Source organism: Bacteroides sp., assembly GCF_028690125.1.
Taxonomy (GTDB): domain Bacteria; phylum Bacteroidota; class Bacteroidia; order Bacteroidales; family Bacteroidaceae; genus Bacteroides.
The window spans coordinates 46,714-65,795 of sequence record NZ_JAQVBV010000007.1; the positions used below are offsets into that span (position 1 = coordinate 46,714).

General features: G+C 39.6%; 17 protein-coding genes. 9 read left to right on the forward strand and 8 right to left on the reverse strand.

The window, feature by feature from the left end; all coding sequences use genetic code 11:
• The first annotated feature begins 43 nt into the window (after positions 1-43).
• The 3 genes from PHO71_RS06455 to PHO71_RS06465 all read left to right on the forward strand — a co-directional run bounded on the left by PHO71_RS06455 (position 44) and on the right by PHO71_RS06465 (position 1,782).
• Positions 44-454, forward strand: a complete 411-nt coding sequence (locus tag PHO71_RS06455) for a Fur family transcriptional regulator (RefSeq protein WP_300200618.1) — start codon at positions 44-46, stop codon at positions 452-454.
• 38 nt (positions 455-492) lie between these two features.
• Positions 493-1,050, forward strand: a complete 558-nt coding sequence (locus PHO71_RS06460; RefSeq protein ID WP_300200621.1) for an NADH peroxidase — start codon at positions 493-495, stop codon at positions 1,048-1,050.
• Positions 1,051-1,146: 96 nt separating this feature from the next.
• Positions 1,147-1,782 carry a SagB/ThcOx family dehydrogenase gene (locus PHO71_RS06465; protein WP_300200623.1) on the forward strand — a complete coding sequence of 212 codons (636 nt, stop codon included), beginning with the start codon at positions 1,147-1,149 and terminating at the stop codon, positions 1,780-1,782.
• 103 nt (positions 1,783-1,885) lie between these two features.
• On the opposite strand, the gene PHO71_RS06470 is transcribed toward PHO71_RS06465, so the two are convergent.
• Together PHO71_RS06470 and trxA are read right to left on the reverse strand one after the other, a co-directional pair.
• Positions 1,886-2,350 (reverse strand): thioredoxin domain-containing protein, encoded by a 465-nt coding sequence (locus PHO71_RS06470; protein ID WP_300200626.1) that lies wholly within the window; start codon positions 2,348-2,350, stop codon positions 1,886-1,888.
• 18 nt (positions 2,351-2,368) lie between these two features.
• Positions 2,369-2,668, reverse strand: a complete 300-nt coding sequence (trxA, locus tag PHO71_RS06475) for a thioredoxin (protein ID WP_300200629.1) — start codon at positions 2,666-2,668, stop codon at positions 2,369-2,371.
• Positions 2,669-2,835: 167 nt separating this feature from the next.
• Between trxA and PHO71_RS06480 the strand changes: the two genes are divergently transcribed.
• Genes PHO71_RS06480 through PHO71_RS06490 form a run of 3 tightly spaced genes read left to right on the forward strand, consistent with a single transcriptional unit; the run spans position 2,836 to position 4,936 of the window.
• Positions 2,836-3,642 carry a UDP-2,3-diacylglucosamine diphosphatase gene (locus tag PHO71_RS06480; RefSeq protein WP_300200632.1) on the forward strand — a complete coding sequence of 269 codons (807 nt, stop codon included), beginning with the start codon at positions 2,836-2,838 and terminating at the stop codon, positions 3,640-3,642.
• Complete coding sequence (locus PHO71_RS06485) at positions 3,639-4,757, forward strand: glycosyltransferase family protein (protein WP_300200635.1); 1,119 nt, start codon at positions 3,639-3,641, stop codon at positions 4,755-4,757. The genes PHO71_RS06480 and PHO71_RS06485 overlap by 4 nt, the downstream gene beginning before the upstream one ends.
• The gene (locus tag PHO71_RS06490; protein ID WP_300200638.1) at positions 4,754-4,936 is read left to right on the forward strand and encodes a hypothetical protein; all 183 of its coding nucleotides are present in this window, start codon (positions 4,754-4,756) and stop codon (positions 4,934-4,936) included. Before PHO71_RS06485 ends, PHO71_RS06490 begins: the two co-directional genes overlap by 4 nt.
• A 107-nt stretch (positions 4,937-5,043) precedes the next feature.
• Here PHO71_RS06490 and PHO71_RS06495 read toward each other — a convergent pair whose 3' ends face one another.
• The 3 genes from PHO71_RS06495 to PHO71_RS06505 are packed head-to-tail and all read right to left on the reverse strand — an operon-like array spanning position 5,044 to position 10,651.
• Positions 5,044-7,206, reverse strand: coding sequence for a S46 family peptidase (locus tag PHO71_RS06495; RefSeq protein ID WP_300200641.1), 2,163 nt, complete (start codon positions 7,204-7,206; stop codon positions 5,044-5,046).
• Positions 7,207-9,366 (reverse strand): S46 family peptidase, encoded by a 2,160-nt coding sequence (locus PHO71_RS06500; RefSeq protein ID WP_300200644.1) that lies wholly within the window; start codon positions 9,364-9,366, stop codon positions 7,207-7,209. It abuts the gene before it with no gap.
• 40 nt (positions 9,367-9,406) lie between these two features.
• Positions 9,407-10,651: an anaerobic sulfatase-maturation protein gene (locus tag PHO71_RS06505; RefSeq protein ID WP_300200647.1), complete on the reverse strand. Its 1,245-nt coding sequence runs from the start codon at positions 10,649-10,651 to the stop codon at positions 9,407-9,409.
• A gap of 154 nt (positions 10,652-10,805) precedes the next feature.
• Here PHO71_RS06505 and PHO71_RS06510 point away from each other — a divergent pair, with 154 nt between their 5' ends.
• Positions 10,806-11,540, forward strand: coding sequence for a DUF4369 domain-containing protein (locus PHO71_RS06510; RefSeq protein ID WP_300200650.1), 735 nt, complete (start codon positions 10,806-10,808; stop codon positions 11,538-11,540).
• 81 nt (positions 11,541-11,621) lie between these two features.
• Here the strand turns inward: PHO71_RS06510 and PHO71_RS06515 are convergent, their stop codons facing one another.
• On the reverse strand, positions 11,622-12,377 hold the full coding sequence (locus PHO71_RS06515; protein ID WP_300200653.1) for a 1-acyl-sn-glycerol-3-phosphate acyltransferase: 756 nt from the start codon (positions 12,375-12,377) through the stop codon (positions 11,622-11,624).
• 193 nt (positions 12,378-12,570) lie between these two features.
• Positions 12,571-13,671 (reverse strand): Gfo/Idh/MocA family oxidoreductase, encoded by a 1,101-nt coding sequence (locus PHO71_RS06520; protein WP_300200656.1) that lies wholly within the window; start codon positions 13,669-13,671, stop codon positions 12,571-12,573.
• Between the two features lie 133 nt (positions 13,672-13,804).
• Between PHO71_RS06520 and PHO71_RS06525 the strand changes: the two genes are divergently transcribed.
• Together PHO71_RS06525 and PHO71_RS06530 are read left to right on the forward strand one after the other, a co-directional pair.
• Entirely contained in the window at positions 13,805-15,058 is a 1,254-nt protein-coding gene (locus tag PHO71_RS06525; protein ID WP_300200659.1) for an exonuclease SbcCD subunit D C-terminal domain-containing protein, read from the forward strand.
• Positions 15,055-17,919 (forward strand): AAA family ATPase, encoded by a 2,865-nt coding sequence (locus PHO71_RS06530; protein ID WP_300200661.1) that lies wholly within the window; start codon positions 15,055-15,057, stop codon positions 17,917-17,919. The genes PHO71_RS06525 and PHO71_RS06530 overlap by 4 nt, the downstream gene beginning before the upstream one ends.
• Here the strand turns inward: PHO71_RS06530 and PHO71_RS06535 are convergent.
• Entirely contained in the window at positions 17,903-19,069 is a 1,167-nt protein-coding gene (locus PHO71_RS06535; RefSeq protein ID WP_300200663.1) for a metallophosphoesterase, read from the reverse strand. The two genes, PHO71_RS06530 and PHO71_RS06535, sit on opposite strands and share 17 nt — an antisense overlap.
• Positions 19,070-19,082 lie beyond the last annotated feature (13 nt).

The following is a 19,082-nucleotide window of genomic DNA, read 5'->3' on the forward strand; positions in this document are numbered from 1 at the left end:
GGATTTATAATTGTAATGAGTACAAATTTGAAAAGAAAAAATAATGGGACCATACGAGCGATTATTAGAGTATAACATAAAGCCTTCCATGCAACGTATTGCTGTTATGGAGTACCTGATGAAACATCGTACGCATCCCTCGGCCGATGAAATCTATACAGCTTTGTCTCCTTCCATGCCGACATTGTCGAAAACGACTGTTTATAATACTTTGAAGCTTTTTGCAGAACAAGGAGCAGCACTGATGCTTACCATTGATGAGAAGAATGCAAACTTTGATGGAGATACTTCTGCCCATGCACATTTTCTTTGTAAATGCTGTGGACATATCTATGATCTGAAATCTCCCGAAGCGGTTAAATCAGTAGAAGATCAGGAAATGGATGGTCACCATGTATCGGAAATACATTATTATTATAAAGGTATTTGTAAGAACTGTTTAAACGAACAATAATATACGTATTTGACTAATTAATTTAAAATTGAGAAGAAATGAAAAAATTTAGATGTACTGTTTGCGGTTACGTTTATGAAGGTGACGCAGCTCCTGAAAAATGTCCTTTGTGTAAAGCACCTGCCAGCAAATTCGTTGAAGTTGTTGAAACTGAAGGTGGTTCTTTAGCTTTTGCTGACGAACACGTAATTGGCGTAGCTAAAGGTTGTGATGAGGAAATGATCAAAGATCTGAACAACCATTTCATGGGTGAATGTACTGAGGTAGGTATGTATTTGGCTATGAGCCGTCAGGCAGACCGCGAAGGTTATCCCGAAGTAGCTGAAGCTTTCAAGCGTTATGCTTGGGAAGAAGCAGAACACGCAGCTAAATTTGCTGAACTGTTGGGTGATTGTGTATGGGATACTAAGACTAACCTGCAAAAACGTAAAGATGCTGAACAAGGTGCGTGCGAAGACAAGAAACGTATCGCAACTCGTGCTAAAGCATTGAATCTGGATGCTATCCACGATACTGTTCATGAAATGTGCAAAGACGAAGCTCGTCATGGCAAAGGTTTCGAAGGATTGTACAACCGTTACTTCGGCGATAAATAATTCAACCTTATAAATAACTCTAAAAAGGTCTGTGTTCCATAGTGAATGCAGGCCTTTTTCTTTATATTTGCTCATCAACTTTTAAATGCCACATTTATGAAAAAATTCCAACTAATCTTGATGTGTTTATTATTTGCGGTGGCAGCTTCTGCTGCTGATAAGGTGATTAAGTTACCGAAACCTAATTTGAACCGTACAGGTGGTACAGTGATGAAAGCTTTATCCGAACGACATTCTACTCGTGAATATGCTTCGAAAGCGTTGAGTTTGTCTGATTTGTCGGACTTGCTGTGGGCAGCTAACGGCATTAACCGTCCCGACGGAAAACGGACAGCCCCGTCTGCATTGAACAAACAAGATGTAGATGTCTATGTGATATTACCTGAAGGCAGTTATTTGTATGATGCAAAAACTCATCAATTAAATTTGGTTGCCGAAGGAGATCATCGTGATGCTGTGGCAGGAGGTCAGGCATTTGTGAAAGAAGCCCCGGTATCATTGGTATTAATTAGCGATGTGTCCCGCTTTGGTGATGCTAAAAACATTCGTAATCAATTGATGGGAGCTGTGGATGTAGGCATTGTTTGCCAGAATATTTCTTTGTTTTGTACTACTGCTAATTTGGCTACAGTTCCGCGTGCTTCAATGGATATTAATATGCTGAAAACAGTATTGAAGCTCACAGACAGTCAAATACCAATGATGAATCATCCGGTAGGATATTTTAAATAATCAATATCAGGCATATAAAAAAGAGTGACGCTATACCTTCCGTATAGCGTCACTGTATCTTAATGATAGTGTAACTATCCTCACAGGATAGTTACACTATTTTTTACTTCAAAAGAAATTCATCGATGGCCTTCTTGTAAGTTGCCTTATCGGCAGCTCCACGGAAAAGTTGTGGATCACCTTTCATGGGGATAAATACGAACAGTGGAATGCTCGTCGCATTGAAAAGGGCAGCCAATTCTTTTTGTTTATCTACATTTACTTTGTAAATGACAATCTTTCCGGCATACTCCTTAGCCAATTCTTTCATGATAGGAGCCGTCTGGCGGCAAGGCCCGCACCAATCGGCATATAAGTCGATGATGGCAGGTTTAGTGCCTTTGTAATTCCATTCTTTTGATTTCTCAAAATCGAAGACGTCTTTTATGAACATTGCTTTATCCATGACGATGACTTCTCCGTTACCTGTTACCTCTTTTTTACCTTGATTGTTTTCATCTCTGTCATTGAAAGCGTAAACGATTACGCTTGCCATAACGAGAGCTACCATTACTAATACTTTTTTCATTCGTTCTTTTTTCTTTTTTTATGTGTAATGTTTCTCAATTACTCCTTTCAGTTCACTACTGTGGATTACGCCGGAATGTCTCCATACCGCTTCTCCATTCTTGAATAAAATAAAGGTCGGAACTGCCTGTATGGTGTATTGAGTGGCTAAATCTTCATGCTGATCAATGTCTATTTTGACAATACGGGCTTTGTCTCCAACAATTAATTTCAATTCTTCCAGGACAGGTTTCATTGCTTTGCACGGTCCGCACCATTCTGCAAAGAAATCAACTAAAACGGGTACAGGGGATTGTATCAAATCTGCAAACTTTTCCATAATTTTTCCTTTCTTTATTAAAATACCCAGCCATGAAGGCTGCAAATATAAATCCTTTTTTCTTATATAACGGCTAAATACTGTTTTTGTTCATGAAATAGTAATGGTAGAGACATCATATTGTAATGCAAAAAAGGGAACTTTGCGTATCGAAAAACAGTAAAATTATGCATTTACGCACCTATTATCCTACAGTAGTTCTTTCAGATATTCATCTGGGGACTCAACATTCCAAAACGGTGGAGGTCACTAACTTTTTGAAATCAATTAATTGTGACCGCCTGATCCTGAATGGGGATATCATCGATGGATGGCATCTTCAGAAAAGTGGCATCGGTAAGAAATGGAAGTCAAAACATACTGACTTTTTTAAGGTTATCATGAAAATGATGGAAAATTTCGGTACGCAGGTGATTTATGTTCGTGGAAATCATGACGACTTTTTGGATAATCTGGCTCCGTTGAATTTCTACAATGTACAGATTGTAAAAGACTATCTTTATGAGAGTCATGGAAAACGTTATTATGTGACGCATGGAGACGTGTTTGATACGATAACCACTCAAATGAGATGGCTTGCCAAATTGGGTGATATCGGCTATACCTTTTTATTATGGCTGAATAAAATATACAATGCGCGTAGAATGAAACAGGGGAAGCCTTATTATTCTCTTTCTCAATCTATCAAAAATAAAGTAAAAAGCGCAGTATCTTATATCTCCGATTTTCAAAAGGAATTGGTTGAACTTGCCCGTGCAAAGAAGTGCGACGGAATAATCTGCGGTCATATTCATCATCCGGCAAACACTTATTACGAAGGGATACATTATCTCAATTCCGGTGATTGGGTAGAGACACTTTCTGCTCTGACAGAGGACGAGAATGGAAATTGGACAATTCGTTATTTTAACGAACTAATGCAGGATATACCTTCAGAAGAACGAGTAACAGAACAAATAACAATAGCCTCATGAAGTTTCTATTTATTGTTCAAGGAGAAGGAAGAGGACACCTTACGCAGGCGATCACACTTGAAGATATGTTAATACGCAACGGGCATGAAGTAGTAGAAGTCTTGGTTGGAAAAAGCTCTTCACGTACTTTACCGGGATTCTTCAACCGGAGTATCAAGGCACCGGTTAAACGTTTTATTAGTCCGAATTTCTTGCCGACACCCGATAATAAACGGGCAAACCTGAAGAAAAGTTTTGCTTATAATTTATTCCGTCTGCCGGAGTATTTTAATAGTATGTGCTATATCAATCAGAGGATTAAAGATACAGAGGTAGATGTTGTCATCAACTTCTATGAACTTCTGACCGGATTAACTTATGCATTTTTCCGTCCTTCTGTTCCATCTGTTTGTATCGGACATCAATATTTGTTTTTGCATCATGATTTTGAATTCCCCGATAAGAATCAGTTTCAGTTGTGGATGCTGCGTTTCTTTACGCGGATGACGGCTTTCAGGTCATCAAGAAAACTGGCATTATCTTTTCGTGAAATGATGCAAGATGAAACAGAACAGATTATAGCAGTTCCTCCTTTATTGCGAAGAGAAGTGACATCAATACAACCTGAAGAAGGAGACTATATTCATGGCTATATGGTAAATTCCGGTTTTGCGGATAGTGTAGAAGCTTTTCATGCGGAACATCCGGAAGTACCTTTAAAGTTTTTCTGGGATAAGGCCGAGGCAGAATATCAGACACAGGTGGATGAGACATTAAGTTTCTTTCAAATTGATGATATTAAATTTCTTAACGCAATGGCAGGTTGCCGTGCTTATGCCAGTACAGCAGGTTTTGAGTCCATCTGCGAAGCAATGTATCTTGGGAAACCCGTTTTGATGGTTCCTGCACACATCGAACAAGATTGCAATGCTTACGATGCGATGAAAGCGGGGGCAGGAATTATTGGTGATTCATTCGAATTAAATTCTTTGCTTCATTTTGCAAAAGATTATGTTCCTAATCGTGATTTTTCTTCTTGGGCACGCAGTAGCGAACGGCGCATTATCTTAGAATTAGAAAAACTAGCTACATCACAATCAACAGTACCAACCTTTACCAATTATTTACCAATATGAAACTGAATAGAACTGATTATGTACTCGAGCGTTCTTCAGATGGAGGTTATTACGCTTGGCTGACTATCAATATGCAATGTAATGCTTATGGAGAATCTCCGGAAGAAGCAGTCCTGAATCTTCAGGAAACGATGAATGAGATGATAGATGAGATGTATATGGTAGAGGAATTTGTCTAGTAAATTAAAATTAGAAAACAAAAAAGAAGAATGAAGTGAAGTATTAGTTACGCATAAATATCGCATAGAAAACCTACAGTCATCATTCTTCTTTTTTGTTCTTTAATTTATTCTTCTTCAATCGTCAGTTCATCGATGATATGTGAGGCTCCTGCAAATTTATCAATGATAAATAATGTATAACGGATATCCACACACGCAGCGCGCTGTGATGAAGGTCGGAAAGCAATGTCACCTGTGAGACCTTCATAGTTGCGGTCGAAAGCAGTTCCTATTAATTGGCCTTTGCCATTGAATACCGGACTGCCGGAATTTCCTCCGGTGTTATCTGTATTTACAATAAAACAGACGGGCATTTCGCCCTCTTTGCCATAACGTCCATAGTCTTTGGCGTTATATAAATCCTTTAATTTCCGGGGAACTACAAACTCCCAGTTTTCCGGATCTTCCTTTTCCATTACACCTTTGAGAGTCGTGTGGGCATCGTAAATAACGCCATCCGCAGGTTGGTATGGAAGAACTTTTCCGTATGTCAGCCGTAAAGTTGAGTTTGCATCCGGGTAAATAGGAATTCCTTTTTCTTGCTTCATATCCATCATTCCTTTTACCCAAATCTTATGAGCTGCATCGTAATTTTGATTAGCTTCTTTCATTGCGATGGCAGTCTTTAGGATTCCATCAGTAATGGAATATTTAAATAAGATCATCCAATCATGTTCAATTTTATATAGACTCGGTTTTTGGATGAATTTTGCTAAGTTTTCCGGATTACCAAAGATTGAGTTATTGAAACAAGCATCCACAAATGCATCTATGTCACCTTTGAAACGAGAATTAATAATTTCGAAAATATTAATTCGTTGTTCTTCCGGGATATATCCTGCATACGTTTTCAGCATTTCTTTGGCAACCATTCGTTCTACTTCCGGGAAAGGAACTGATGCGAAATATTTTTCACCTTCCTGTTTCAGTTTTTGAGTAGCTTCTTTGATTTTCTCTTTGTCTTTTGAATTGAGCGCGCTTACTATTTCCGTTGTAGGTGGGAAACGCATAAAGTCGAGTGCTCCGACAAGTGCTTCGTTGAGGGCTTGTTGATGATAGGTAGCATCACGCCGCTGAGCAACTATCGAACGTATCTCGTCAAAAGCTTTCTGGTAAGAATCGTCTCCTTTTTCACGCCCGCGAGCTAACAATTCTTCCTGTTGTGCTCGTTTTGTATCCAGCACTTTCAGACGAACTAAACCTTCGTTCATACCAATAGCATTTTTCCAATAATTGGCAGAAGAAGCATATTTACTGGCATAATGGATACGCACCGCAGGATCTTTCAGCATTTGCTCCATAAGTACTTTCTGACGTGCACCGCGTACGTGCTGACGCATGAAATTGGTTGTTTGCATACGTTCTTCCACTTCCTCCGAGATCATGTAACGCCAGTTGCGTCCGGGAAATCCCATGACAAAAGTAAAATCACCCTCTTGTACTCCGGCAAGGCTGATAGTCAGATGCTTTTTAACTTGCAAAGGTACATTGTCTTTGGAATATGCTGCCGGTTTTCCGTTTTTATCCGCATAAATACGGAAAAGTGAGAAGTCACCCGTATGACGTGGCCACATCCAGTTATCTGTATCTGCTCCGAATTTACCGATAGAAGAAGGGGGAGCACCTACCATTCGAATATCACTGTATACGGTTTTAATGAACAGATAATATTTATTACCTCCATAAAAAGCCTTAAGCTCTAATTGGGTTGCAGGAGTCACTTCGATATTCTCTGCTTTGGCGAAACGGTGAGCTACGGTAGTCAGATAACTAGGAGACAGATAGTTTGTCCCCTCCGGATCTTTATCCTTCTTTAATTGTTCATTGACGTAGCCGGTGACGTCGAGAATGCGATCAATGAAAGTAACAGTCAGTCCAGGAGTAGGAAGCTCAGCGTCACGGTTCATTGCCCAGAAACCATCGGTCAGATAATCGTGTTCCACATTACTGTGCTGCTGGATAGCTCCATAGCCACAGTGATGGTTGGTCAGAACCAGTCCTTCAGAAGAGATAATTTCGCCTGTACATCCGCCACCGAAATGTACAACAGCATCTTTCAAAGAAAGTCCGTTTGCATTGTACACTTCTTCCATTGAAATTTCAAGACCAAGTTCTCGCATGGCAACAGCATTTTGCTCTTTTAAGTCAGTTAGCATCCACATACCTTCGTCGGCGTGGATGCTAAGAGTTGCCAATGAAAAAAGAGCAAAGAGGAATTGTTTTTTCATTTATTCTACGATCGTCATTTCATTAATCAGATGTCCGCAGTTTCCTAACTTTTCAAGGATGAAAAGTACGTAGCGGATATCCAGGTTAATACAACGTTGGAGGTTATTGTCGAAATTGATGTCACCACTCAGCGACTCCCAGTTACCGTCGAAAGCACAGCCAATCAATTCACCGTTCTTGTTCAGCACCGGGCTGCCCGAGTTACCACCGGTGATATCGTTGGTTGAAAGGAAGCAAACAGGCATATCACCATTGGGTAATGCATAACGACCATAATCTTTCTTTTCAATCAATTCTTTCAATTTGGCAGGAACAACAAATTCTCTGTCTTCCGGATTTTCTTTTTCAAGGATACCTTGCGTAGTAGTGTAGTAGTTGTAGTGCACACCATCTTTCGGGTCATATGGTTTCACGTTTCCATAAGTCAGACGAAGTGTGAAGTTTGCATCCGGATAAGAAGGAACAGGCTGTTTCATTTCACCTAGTCCACGGATATACGTTTTGTGCAATAAAGCCAATTCCATTTGAAGTGAACCTATCTGTGAAGCTAATTTCTCAAAGGCTTCATATTTGGACTTGGTATATTGCATTGACAAATCCTGATCGATGGCTTTAACTGTCGGTTTTTTGAGGAATTTCTCAAAATTAGTCCGGTTGGCAAAGATTGAGTTGTCGTACATATCATCCACAAACTTGTTATAATCACCTTTGTACTTCTGCTCAATCACTGTATAGATAGACGGACGTTGTTCGGTCGGAATCATTTCAGCATAAAGAGGTAATAATGCTTTGGCTACTTTACGATCTACTTCATGATCATAGTCTTTATTGTGAATTCTTTCGTAAGTGTCTTCCAAACCTTTCAAGCGAATTTTGATCAGCGAATCGTTCTTTTCTTCAAGTGCCTCGCGGGTTTTGTCCAATTGGATATTACCAAATTCAATACCACTGAAAAACACTTCGCGTAAGCAAGTCATCTGATAATTGAGAGGCGAAGTCTTAGCGATTGCATCATCGATTTTACTTACTACCGTTGCATATTCTGCATTGTTCTGTGCTTTGGCAAATTCTGCAAATTTAGCTTCCTGTTCAGCTTTTGTTTCCAACACGTTATTGTCGATGATTGCTTTATTCATACCAATCGAATTTTTCCAATAGTTGCTGGAACCGGCATATTTATTGGCATATTGAATGCGAATCTTATCGCTGGCATTCATTGCTTCTTTCAACACATCCTGACGTGCACCACGAACGCGGATACGTGGTTCGTTAATCGATCCCATACGTTCTTTCACTTCCGATACGGTCAGGTAACGGCTGGTACTTCCCGGGAATCCCATAATCATAGCGTAGTCTCCCGCTTCCAACCCCTTGATAGAGATGGTCAGGTGTTTTTTAGTTTTCAGAGGAACGTTGTTGGGATTATATTGAGCCGGTTCTCCGTCAGCATCAGCGTAGATACGGAATATTGAGAAGTCACCGGTATGACGAGGCCACATCCAGTTGTCTGTTTCGCCACCGAACTTTCCGATAGAAGAGGGAGGAGCAGCTACCATACGTACATCTTCATATACTTTCAGATAGAACAAATAGAATTTATTTCCTGCATAGAAAGGAAGAGCTCTCGGCATAATTCCTTTTTTACCTTTGAGATCACTCTTGTCATAAAGTTCCATTGCCAGTTTATTCAGGAAATCACCACCGAAAGATTCGGTTTCGGTAATTTCTTTAGCAGCAATTTTGGCATTGACAAGATCCGTCACATCTTCAATACGTTCGACGAAAGTAAATGCTAACCCCGGAGTCGGGAGCTCTTTGTCTCTGGAAGTAGCCCAGAAGCCGTCAGTCAGATAATCATGTTCTACACTACTATGTTGTTGAATAGAAGCGTAACCACAGTGGTGATTGGTCAAAATCAATCCTTCCGGTGAGATAATTTCTCCGGTACAACCCCCGCCGAAGATTCCGACAGCATCTTTCAGAGAAACACCGTTAGGATTGTATATATCCTGTGCTTCCAGGCTTAATCCTTGTTTTTTCATCATATCGATGGAATGTTGTTGTTGCATCAGTTGCAGTAACCACATCCCTTCATCCGCTTTTGCGGAACACGCAATTAGCGCAGTCAGCGCTAACAAATAGAATTTTAATCTGTTCATTTATACTAAGAAATTAGAAAATATATTTGATGTTTGATATTTAATTCTCAATACTTAACTTACCGCTCTTCAAAGCCTCCATAATATTGGCAGGGGGACGTTGATTTATTAATTCATTTTTCATAAAGTCCATATAAGGAGCTACGTGCCCGAAGAATTGGTGATATCCTTTGCACAAGTAATTCAGTCCGGGTTCACCTTCAAAAGTCCTGCTGAACCGATTTTTAGGACATTCTCCGTTACAGGCGAACAAGAATTCACATTCTTTGCATTGGGTAGGTAACGACTGATATTTCATCGTTCCGAAATTAGTCTGTCGTTCGCTGTGCATCATTTCCACAAGAGTTTGGCTGTAGATATTACCTAACTTATATTCAGGAAATACAAAGTGATCGCAGGAATAAACATCTCCGTTGAACTCCATCACACCGGCATGACCACAAGTCTTTGCCATCGTACATACTCCGGGCTGCTCACCCATCCAGTTGGCAAGTGTAGAATCGAATATTTGTATGTAGTAATTTCCGACGTCTTCTTTTACCCACTCGTCAAAAATCGTACAGAGAAAATTTCCCCATTGCTCCGGGCTAACTGAAAAGTCAGCCAGTTCACCTTCTTTATTTTCTACCAAAGAAGCCAGGTGACGTCCGTCTTCGTGTGAAATGATACGCTCTACGATAGGGGCAAACTGAATGTAATGACAATCTATTTCTTTGAAGAAATTATAAAAATCAAGTGGATAGTCTGCATTGAAATCATTGACTACTGCCATAGCATTCCACTCTACTCCATGTTTTTTTAAGAGATTAATTCCTTGCATCACTTTTACGAAGGAAGGTTTTCCCATTTTGTTTTTACGATATTCATCGTGAAACTCTTGCGGACCATCCACAGACACACCTACCAGCCAATTGTTTTCACGAAAAAACTCACACCACTCGTCGGTGAGCATTGTTCCATTTGTCTGGATACAATTGTCAATGGTACGTCCACGTGCATATTTCTTTTGCAGCTCCATCGCTTTTTTGTAGAAAGAAAGCGGGCGCATCAATGTTTCTCCTCCGTGCCAGGTAAAAAGCACCTGAGGCATGGTCTGTGAATTGATGTATTCCTCGATAAACTTTTCCAGAAGCTCATCGCTCATAACGTGCTTCGGATTTTCTTTATATAGGTTTGCCTTTTCCAGATAGTAGCAGTATTTGCACGCGAGATTGCAGACTGCTCCTACAGGCTTTACCATGACGTAAAGCGGTTTGGCAAAGGGGGCATAAGTTGTTGTGTTCATACTTGCAAATTTAGATAAACTAAATGAAATAAAAAGCTTCCTACCTTTGTTTATAAGGATTATTAAAGAAAAGAGTCTTACAAATTTTAAATATTGATAAAATGTTTCTTTTGATTCTGAATCGGTTGTACCTTTGTACCCAAGAATTAAATAGATGAACGTGAATAAAATTTTGCCTTTATTGCTTTTACTTCCTTTTATGGCATCGTGTACTCATACGTATAAGATAGAAGGAACCTCATCAGTGAACAGTTTAGATGGAAAGAAGTTATATCTAAAGACTGTCCGTAATGGGGAGTTGGTGAATATAGATTCGACGGAAATGGTACACGGTCTGTTCCTGATGAAAGGGAAGGTTGATTCTGTACAGATGGTAACTCTTTATATGGACGATCAGAGCGTTATGCCCATTGTGTTGGAGAAAGGTAAAGTCACTGTTACAATCAGTAATATGGAGATAAAGGCAGTGGGTACACCTTTGAATACTGCTTTATATGAGTTTATCCGTAAGAAGAATGAATTGGAAGGATGTATCGGAGAACTTGAGCAGAAAGAGACTCGTATGGTAATGGAAGGTGCCGATTATGAAGATATTCACAGGCAATTGGTTATAGAAGGAGATTCGCTTATAAAAGAAATGAACTTGTATGTGAAGAAGTTTATTTCCGATAATTACGAAAATGTATTAGGGCCTAATGTGTTTATAATGCTTTGTAACTCGTTGCCTTATCCAATCATGACTCCACAGATTGATGATATCATTAAAGACGCTCCATATTCTTTCAAAGATGATAAAATGGTAAGGGAATTCTTAACAAAAGCGAAAGAAAACATGAGGCTGATAGAAGAACAGAAACGGATGCAACAAAATAATTCGATGAAGAAATAAATAAATCGGGAGAATTTAAAATATACTATTGGTGGGTTCCATGTATTGAATTTGTAGTTTCAATGCATGGAACTTTTAGTTTCAGTCTTGATCTTCGTTCTTAATCATTCCCTGATGTTTTTCTGGCAGAGCACTTTCTACAGCTGCATAAGCTTCTGCCATCGTTGCTTTGATATTATCCATTCCTTTTCCTTTGGGAGGAATCGGATCGTGGATAGTCAGAATCATACGATGACGGTGAATCCATTTGCCTGTGCGTGGAAGTATGTCGAATGAACCATCAATAGTAACAGGGACTACTGCGAGTTGTAAATCATCCGCCAATTGGAAAGCTCCTTTCTTGAAGTATCCCATATGTCCCGTAAAGGTACGTGCACCTTCGGGGAATACTACCAAAGACACTCCGTCTTTTAATGAATCCTTGGCCTGCTGAATGGTTTCCAATACTTTTTTAGGTCCTGAACGATCCACAAAAATATGTCCTGCACTTTCGCAAGCTTTGCCTACAAAAGGTAGTTTGCGGAGGCTTTTTTTCATCATCCACTTGAAGTTCCTTCCGATGAATCCGTAGATTAGAAAAATGTCAAAAGAACCTTGGTGATTGGGGACAAAGATATATGACGTTTTATCATGTAATTTCTCACGACCACGGATTTTTACAGGGATAAGAAGAAAAAGACAAATTAACTGCGACCATATTTTCCCCGGATGATATCCCCAGAAGTGGGCTCCTCCCACTAAAGAGCCTGCAATGGTAACAATTGCGGTAAGAATTGTCAATACTAATAATATCGGTAAAGCTATACAAATCTGATAAATATAATATAGTATTTTCATTGGGTTGTATTTTATCCATTGCAAACTTACGAAAAAATCCTCGATATCTATACCAATACAATAAAAAACAAGACCACCTCCCTCTTTGATATCTTTTTTAGTACATTGGGTATATGGTTTGCTTATCTTTAAGTTACTTGTAAATAGGCTTATATTTTGATACAATTTTGAAAAATGGCAATAAATACAATAATTAAAAACGAATTGGTTTACCGCTTTTGGCACTTTTAATAGAAGACTCAAGTATTTTAACAACAACTAAATTGTTTTCCAGTGAAGACAAATCAGTGGGAAGCACTTTGATTTCTTTACGAACGGCGGCTTTCAGATAGTAGAAAGAATCATTATATGGAGCTTCCAGTTTGGGAGGTTGTGTCGTTGTCTCTTTCCGGTTAGTGTAAACGCGCATGGAAGTCGGTGTATCCTGATAAATATATCCCTTACTACCATAAATATGCATATCTTTCCGTCCTTTTGGCCAATTCCATGATCCCATAATTTGTACGGTTGCGGTAGGATATTCGATTAGGATCGTTGCGTCATCATCTACCTTTGGATATTTTTCCGGCTTAAATTGTTTCAGAACTGCATAAACGCTAACAGGCTTCTCTGCACCCATTAATCGGGTAACCAGATTGGCGCCATAACAACCAAAATCAATCACAGCTCCTCCACCGTTCAATTTAGGATCAGTCAGCCAGTCGGTAAATTCTTTTCCACAACCAATTTCAATGGGTCCTTCATGTCCATCATATACTTCAATACGATTAATCTTGCCTATTGCATCATCTTTCTTTATCAAACGGTAAACCTCATGATTTGTATTATACCAAGTCGTTTCATAATTGGTGAGTAACAATGTATTATTTTTGCGTACTAGTTCCGCCATTCGGTTGGCATGTTTCATATTGACTGCCAAAGGTTTCTCTACCATCACGTGGATACCGCGTGGTGCACAAGCTTCTACTACGGCAAGATGATCGTAAATAGAACCATAAGCAACAACAACTTCAGGTTTTGTTTTATCGAGCATTTCTTCCAAATCTGCATAAAAAAGAGAAGTGTCCAGTTTTTTTTGAAGTGGGTTATTCGCTCTTAATTCTTCATCCGGCTCAGCAACTCCTACAACTTCAAAATCACCTCTATCCATACGAATAACTACTTCATGAAGATGTCCGTGTGATACACCTGCCACTCCTAAACGAAGCGGTTTTGAATTTTGAGCATTCAATATAAAAGGAAAACAGATTACTGACAAAAGTAAGAATGTTCTGATCATTTTTTGTGGATTCATAGTCTGTATAATAGAATTATTTGTAACAAAGATACTTGATTAATCGGTAAAAACCGTAAGTAGATGCTATATAATCTTTTTGTTTGTGCTATTTTTGTCTTTTATTATACTGGGAGGTCGAATAACAAATAATATGATACGTATATTACATACTGCCGATTGGCATTTGGGTCAAACTTTCTTTGGTTATGATCGTACTGAAGAACATAAATTATTTCTGGATTGGTTGGCAAAAGAAATCCATGAAAAGCAGGTCGAAGCATTAATTGTTGCCGGAGATGTGTTTGACGTTTCCAATCCCTCTGCTACTTCCCAGCGAATGTATTACCAGTTTATTTATCGGGTAACTACAGAGAATCCTAATTTACAAATTGTTATTGTAGCCGGAAATCATGATTCGGCAGCACGATTGGAGGCTCCTTTGCCACTGTTGCAGGCAATGCGGACGGAGGTGAGAGGGGTAGTACGGAAACTGGAGGGAGGAGAGATTGATTATGATCATTTGATAGTGGACTTAAAGAATCGTCAGGGAGAAGTAGAACTACTTTGTATGGCTGTTCCTTTTCTGCGTCAAGGAGATTATCCGGTTGTACAAACGGACGGTAATGCATATGCAGAAGGGGTTCGTAAACTCTATACGCAACTTTTGCAAAGGACTTGGGAACGCAGAAAGGAATCTCAGGCTATTATGGCAATCGGGCATTTACAGGCTACAGGTTCGGAGATTGCAGAGAAGGATTATAGTGAACGGACGGTGATTGGTGGCTTGGAGTGTGTGTCGCCGGATGCTTTCTCCGAACAAATAGCGTATACTGCCTTGGGACATATTCATAAGGCGCAGCGGGTATCCGGCAGAGAGAATGTACGTTATTCGGGAAGTCCGATTCCGATGTCGTTTGCTGAGAAATACTATCATCATGGTGTTGTGATGGTAACCTTTGATGATGGTTGCGCTGTAGAAATAGAAAGACTTGAATGTCCGAAGTTAATCTCTTTGCTAAGTGTGCCTAATGGAGAGGCCGAACTGCCGGAATCTGTATTGAAAATGTTGCGGGAGTTACCTGAAGTAAACGGGGAAGCTCCTTATCTGGAAGTAAAAGTTTTGTTGGAAGAACCTGAACCTATGTTTCCCCAACAAGTGGCAGAGGTGCTGACTGATAAGAATTATCGTTTGGCTCGTATCGTTTCTACCTACCGCCGGGATGAAAGAAAGGCAGATGAAGAAAGAAATGTTTGGAATAAGGGATTGCTGGAGATGTCTCCTTTGCAGATTGCACAATCTGTATTTGAGAAGAGTTATCAGGTAGAAATGCCCGATGAATTGACGGAATTGTTTCAGGAAGTTTATATGTCGGCAACTTGTAAGCAAGAGGAGGAAGAAGGATGAGAATAATAGCGATTCGATTGAAGAATCTTACTTCGATAGAGGGAAGTGTAGAAATTGATTTTACAGAAGAGCCACTTCGTTCGGCGGGGATATTTGCTATATCCGGAGCAACGGGAGCCGGAAAGTCTACATTGCTGGATGCTTTATGCCTTGCTTTATATGATAAAGCTCCCCGTTTTGCAAACTCGGTGGAAAGTATTAATCTTTCAGATGTGGGAGATAACCAGATTAACCAGTCCGATGTAAGGAACTTACTTCGCCGAGGGACTGGAGAAGGATATGCAGAAGTTGATTTTCAAGCAGTGAACGGTCATCGGTATCGTTCCCGTTGGTCAGTTAGGCGGACGAGATTTAAGTCGGATGGTTCTTTACAACCGCAAGTGTTGGAAGTGAAGGATTTAGATACAGATAAAGAATGTCAGGGTACTAAAAAAGAACTGCTGGCTCAGTTAACAGAGCTAATCGGATTGACTTATGAGCAATTTACCCGTACGGTATTGTTAGCTCAAAATGATTTTGCTACTTTCTTAAAATCTAAAGGGACGGCGAAAGCCGAATTACTTGAAAAGCTAACAGGAACAGGAGTCTATTCCAAGATATCACAGGAAATTTTTGCAAGGAATAAAGCTATTCAGGAAGAAGTTGCTTTCATTCATAGTAAAATGAGTGTAATTGAGTTAATACCGGAGGAAGAACTTCTTGTTTTAAAAGAAGAGAAGGAACAATTGATAGAAAGACGTACGGTAGGAATAAAGTTGTTGGCAGATTTGAATGCTCAATTAAATATAGTTCGTTCATTGAGAACGCAAGAAAGTTTATGGAAGAAAAAACAGCAAGAAGAACAATCCGAACAAGAGAAAATTAAGGTTCTGCAAGAGGCTTTAGAATTGCAGGAAGAAGGATTGGTACGTTTTAAAGTACAATGTGAGGCGATACAGCCGGATTTAAAAAAGGCTCGTCAGTTGGATGTGCAGATTCAATCGCAGCAAACAGGATATGTACAATCACAGCAAATTTTACAGTCGGCTCGTTTACGGGTGACAGAATATGGAAAGATCGTTCAGTCTGCTATCAGTCAGTTGCAAATGTCAATTAACTCTATGAACCGTTTATTGAATCATAAGGAGGGAGAGACTTTGGAATTGGAGCAGGTAGAGAAGATTCTAAAACAGGAAGAAGAATTATTGGAGAGCCGTTTGAAAGCACATGAGGAATGTCAGAACCGTTTGAATGCTTTTGGTTATCCGTCACTGGTGGACACTCAAAGTAAACTAAAAAATGAATTAGTACGGCAGCAAAACATCCGGCAACTAACTGAGACTGAAATAAAAACCAAACAGGATATAAGGAAGTTAGAGTCGGAAACTGTTATCTGTGCACAACAGTTGGCGGAACAGGAAGTCGCTTTGAAAACCATTCAACGTCTTTATGAAAATACACGTATGGCAGTAGGAAAAGATGTAAAAGCCTTGCGCCAACAGTTGCAAGAAGGAACTGCCTGTCCTGTTTGTGGCAGTACAACGCATCCTTATCATCAGCAACAAGAAGTTGTAGATACTCTTTTCCGAAGTATGGAGCAGGAGTATAATGCGATGACAACAGCTTATCAGCAAACCAATAACCGGAACATTGTATTGCAGCGAGATTTAACTCACTTGAAGAGTGTGCATGAACAACTGAAGCAGCAATTAGTAGCTTTGCAACAAGAGGGTCCGAAAAGTGGCAACGAAGAACAAATACGGAATCAGTTGAATGAATTAGCTGAACGAATTCTTGAATATAGTGCTCTTTACGCGGAATGGCAACGGAATGATGAAGAATTAAAAAAACGGCGGACTCATTGCACATCTCTACATGAGAATGTGGCTCGTTGCCGTTTGGCAATACAGAAGGCTTCCTCTGCCAAAGAGCAGTTAGCTATTTTGGAGACAGCGGTTACTTCTGAACAGGGCAGGTTTGATATAATATCTAAAGCGTTGGAAGAACTTCGTCTGGAAAGATCACAATTATTAAAAGGAAAGAGTGCGGATGAGGCTGAAATTGCTGTTATCAGAAAAGAAAAAGAATTAAATGTAGCTTTGGATAAAAGCCGTAAAGATGTTGAGCTAGCGCAGAATCGGCTTTCCGGTTTGCTGGGAGAAAAGAAACAACTTACTAGTATAATTAAAGAGTTGCAAGAACAACAAAAGCATATCGAGTTTCCCGATCAATTGCCGGAAACAATTGCAAAACAGCAAGAAGAAAATCTGAATACGGAGCGTTGTTTATCTGCAATCGAAGCAAGACTATTACAACAAGTGAAAAATAAAGTGGTTGCTGAACAAATAGCCAAAGAGCTTGCTGAAAAGCAACTATTAGCCGAGCGTTGGGCAAAACTGAATAAACTGATAGGCAGTGCTGACGGAGCTAAGTTTAAAGTCATAGCGCAAAGCTATACTTTAAATCTATTATTACTTCATGCCAACCGGCATTTATCGTATTTATCTAAACGTTATAAATTGCAGCAAATACCGGATACTTTAGGTCTTCAGGTTATTGATTGTGATATGTGCGATGAAGTCCGAACAGTTTATTCTCTTTCCGGAGGAGAATCATTTTTGATTTCTCTTGCACTAGCTTTAGGATTATCTTCATTATCTAGTAACAACCTGAAAGTGGAATCCCTCTTTATTGACGAAGGATTTGGCTCATTGGATGCAGATAGTTTGCGGACAGCAATGGAGGCATTGGAGCAATTACAAATGCAGGGACGTAAGATCGGAGTAATATCTCATGTACAGGAAATGAGTGAACGTATTTCTGTGCAAATACAAGTACACAAAAAAGTCAATGGGAAAAGCGTGCTTACCGTCGTAGGGTAAGCACCGTTATTTCCGGCCAGGCACCAAAACGGAAAGGTAATCCAACGTATCCGATTCCTAAATTTACATATAGTCCTCGTGATCCTTCCAAATACATCCCACACCATTCCGGATAAATATAGGAAGCAAGAGAGTAATCTCCTAATTTCATTTGCATCCCGTGTGTATGTCCTGCCAGCATCAAGTCTATATTCGATTGGGGAAGTACTTCCCGTCTCCAATGTGTCGGGTTATGGCTCAATAAAATTTGGAACATTCCTTCAGTACCTTGCATTGCTTTGGGTAAATCGCCATGTTGAGAAAATGGAGGTTCTCCTTCATTTTCCACTCCTATGAGCGCAATACTGTCATTGCCTTGTACTAGAATATCATGTTCATTATTTAATAATTTCCATCCCATTGTGGCTTTTCTTTGTTTGAGGTCTAACAGGTTCTCCGCTTGTTTCTGTCCATTTTCCCAATGAAAGTAAGGGCCATAATCGTGATTCCCTAATATGGAGTAAACTCCGTCTTTTGCTTTTAAACTAGCCAGTATTTTTTGAAAGTCTTCCAACTCAACCGCACGGTGATTGACCAGATCTCCCGTGAATACAATGAGATCGGGATGTTGTTCATTCACCAGATTGACCAGCTTCTGAATAGCAGAAGTATTTCCTTGCCAACTTCCAATATGAATGTCGGATAATTGAACGATACGATATCCCTCAAAAGCCTGTGGCAATCGGGAAGAGGTATAAGTGACTTCTTTGACATCAAACTGCGTACGCCCGATAAAAGAGCCGTATATAATGACGATAATACAAAGAACTCCTAGTGTCAGACCTGTACATATAAAAGGAGTCCGAGGCCAGCGCAACCATTTATGAAAAGGTATTCCTATGAAGGTAAAGAAAGCCAATATTAATTTAGGAGCTGTAAAGAGAAAAAAGAAAATAGAAAACCATCCGATGCCCTGGGTATGCTTTTCGGCTAAGGGGTCATTGCCAAAATAAGTCAGATAAGCAAGACCTGATGAAAGCAAGAAGCAGGGTAACCAATAAAGAAGGCGTAACCAAAGTTTGCTTGTCAGTTTAACGATAAATCTGAGATATAAATAGATATCCGGCAGAACCAGGAAGATTAATAAGAAAATAAATAAACGTTGTAGCATAGTCGTGTTGTCA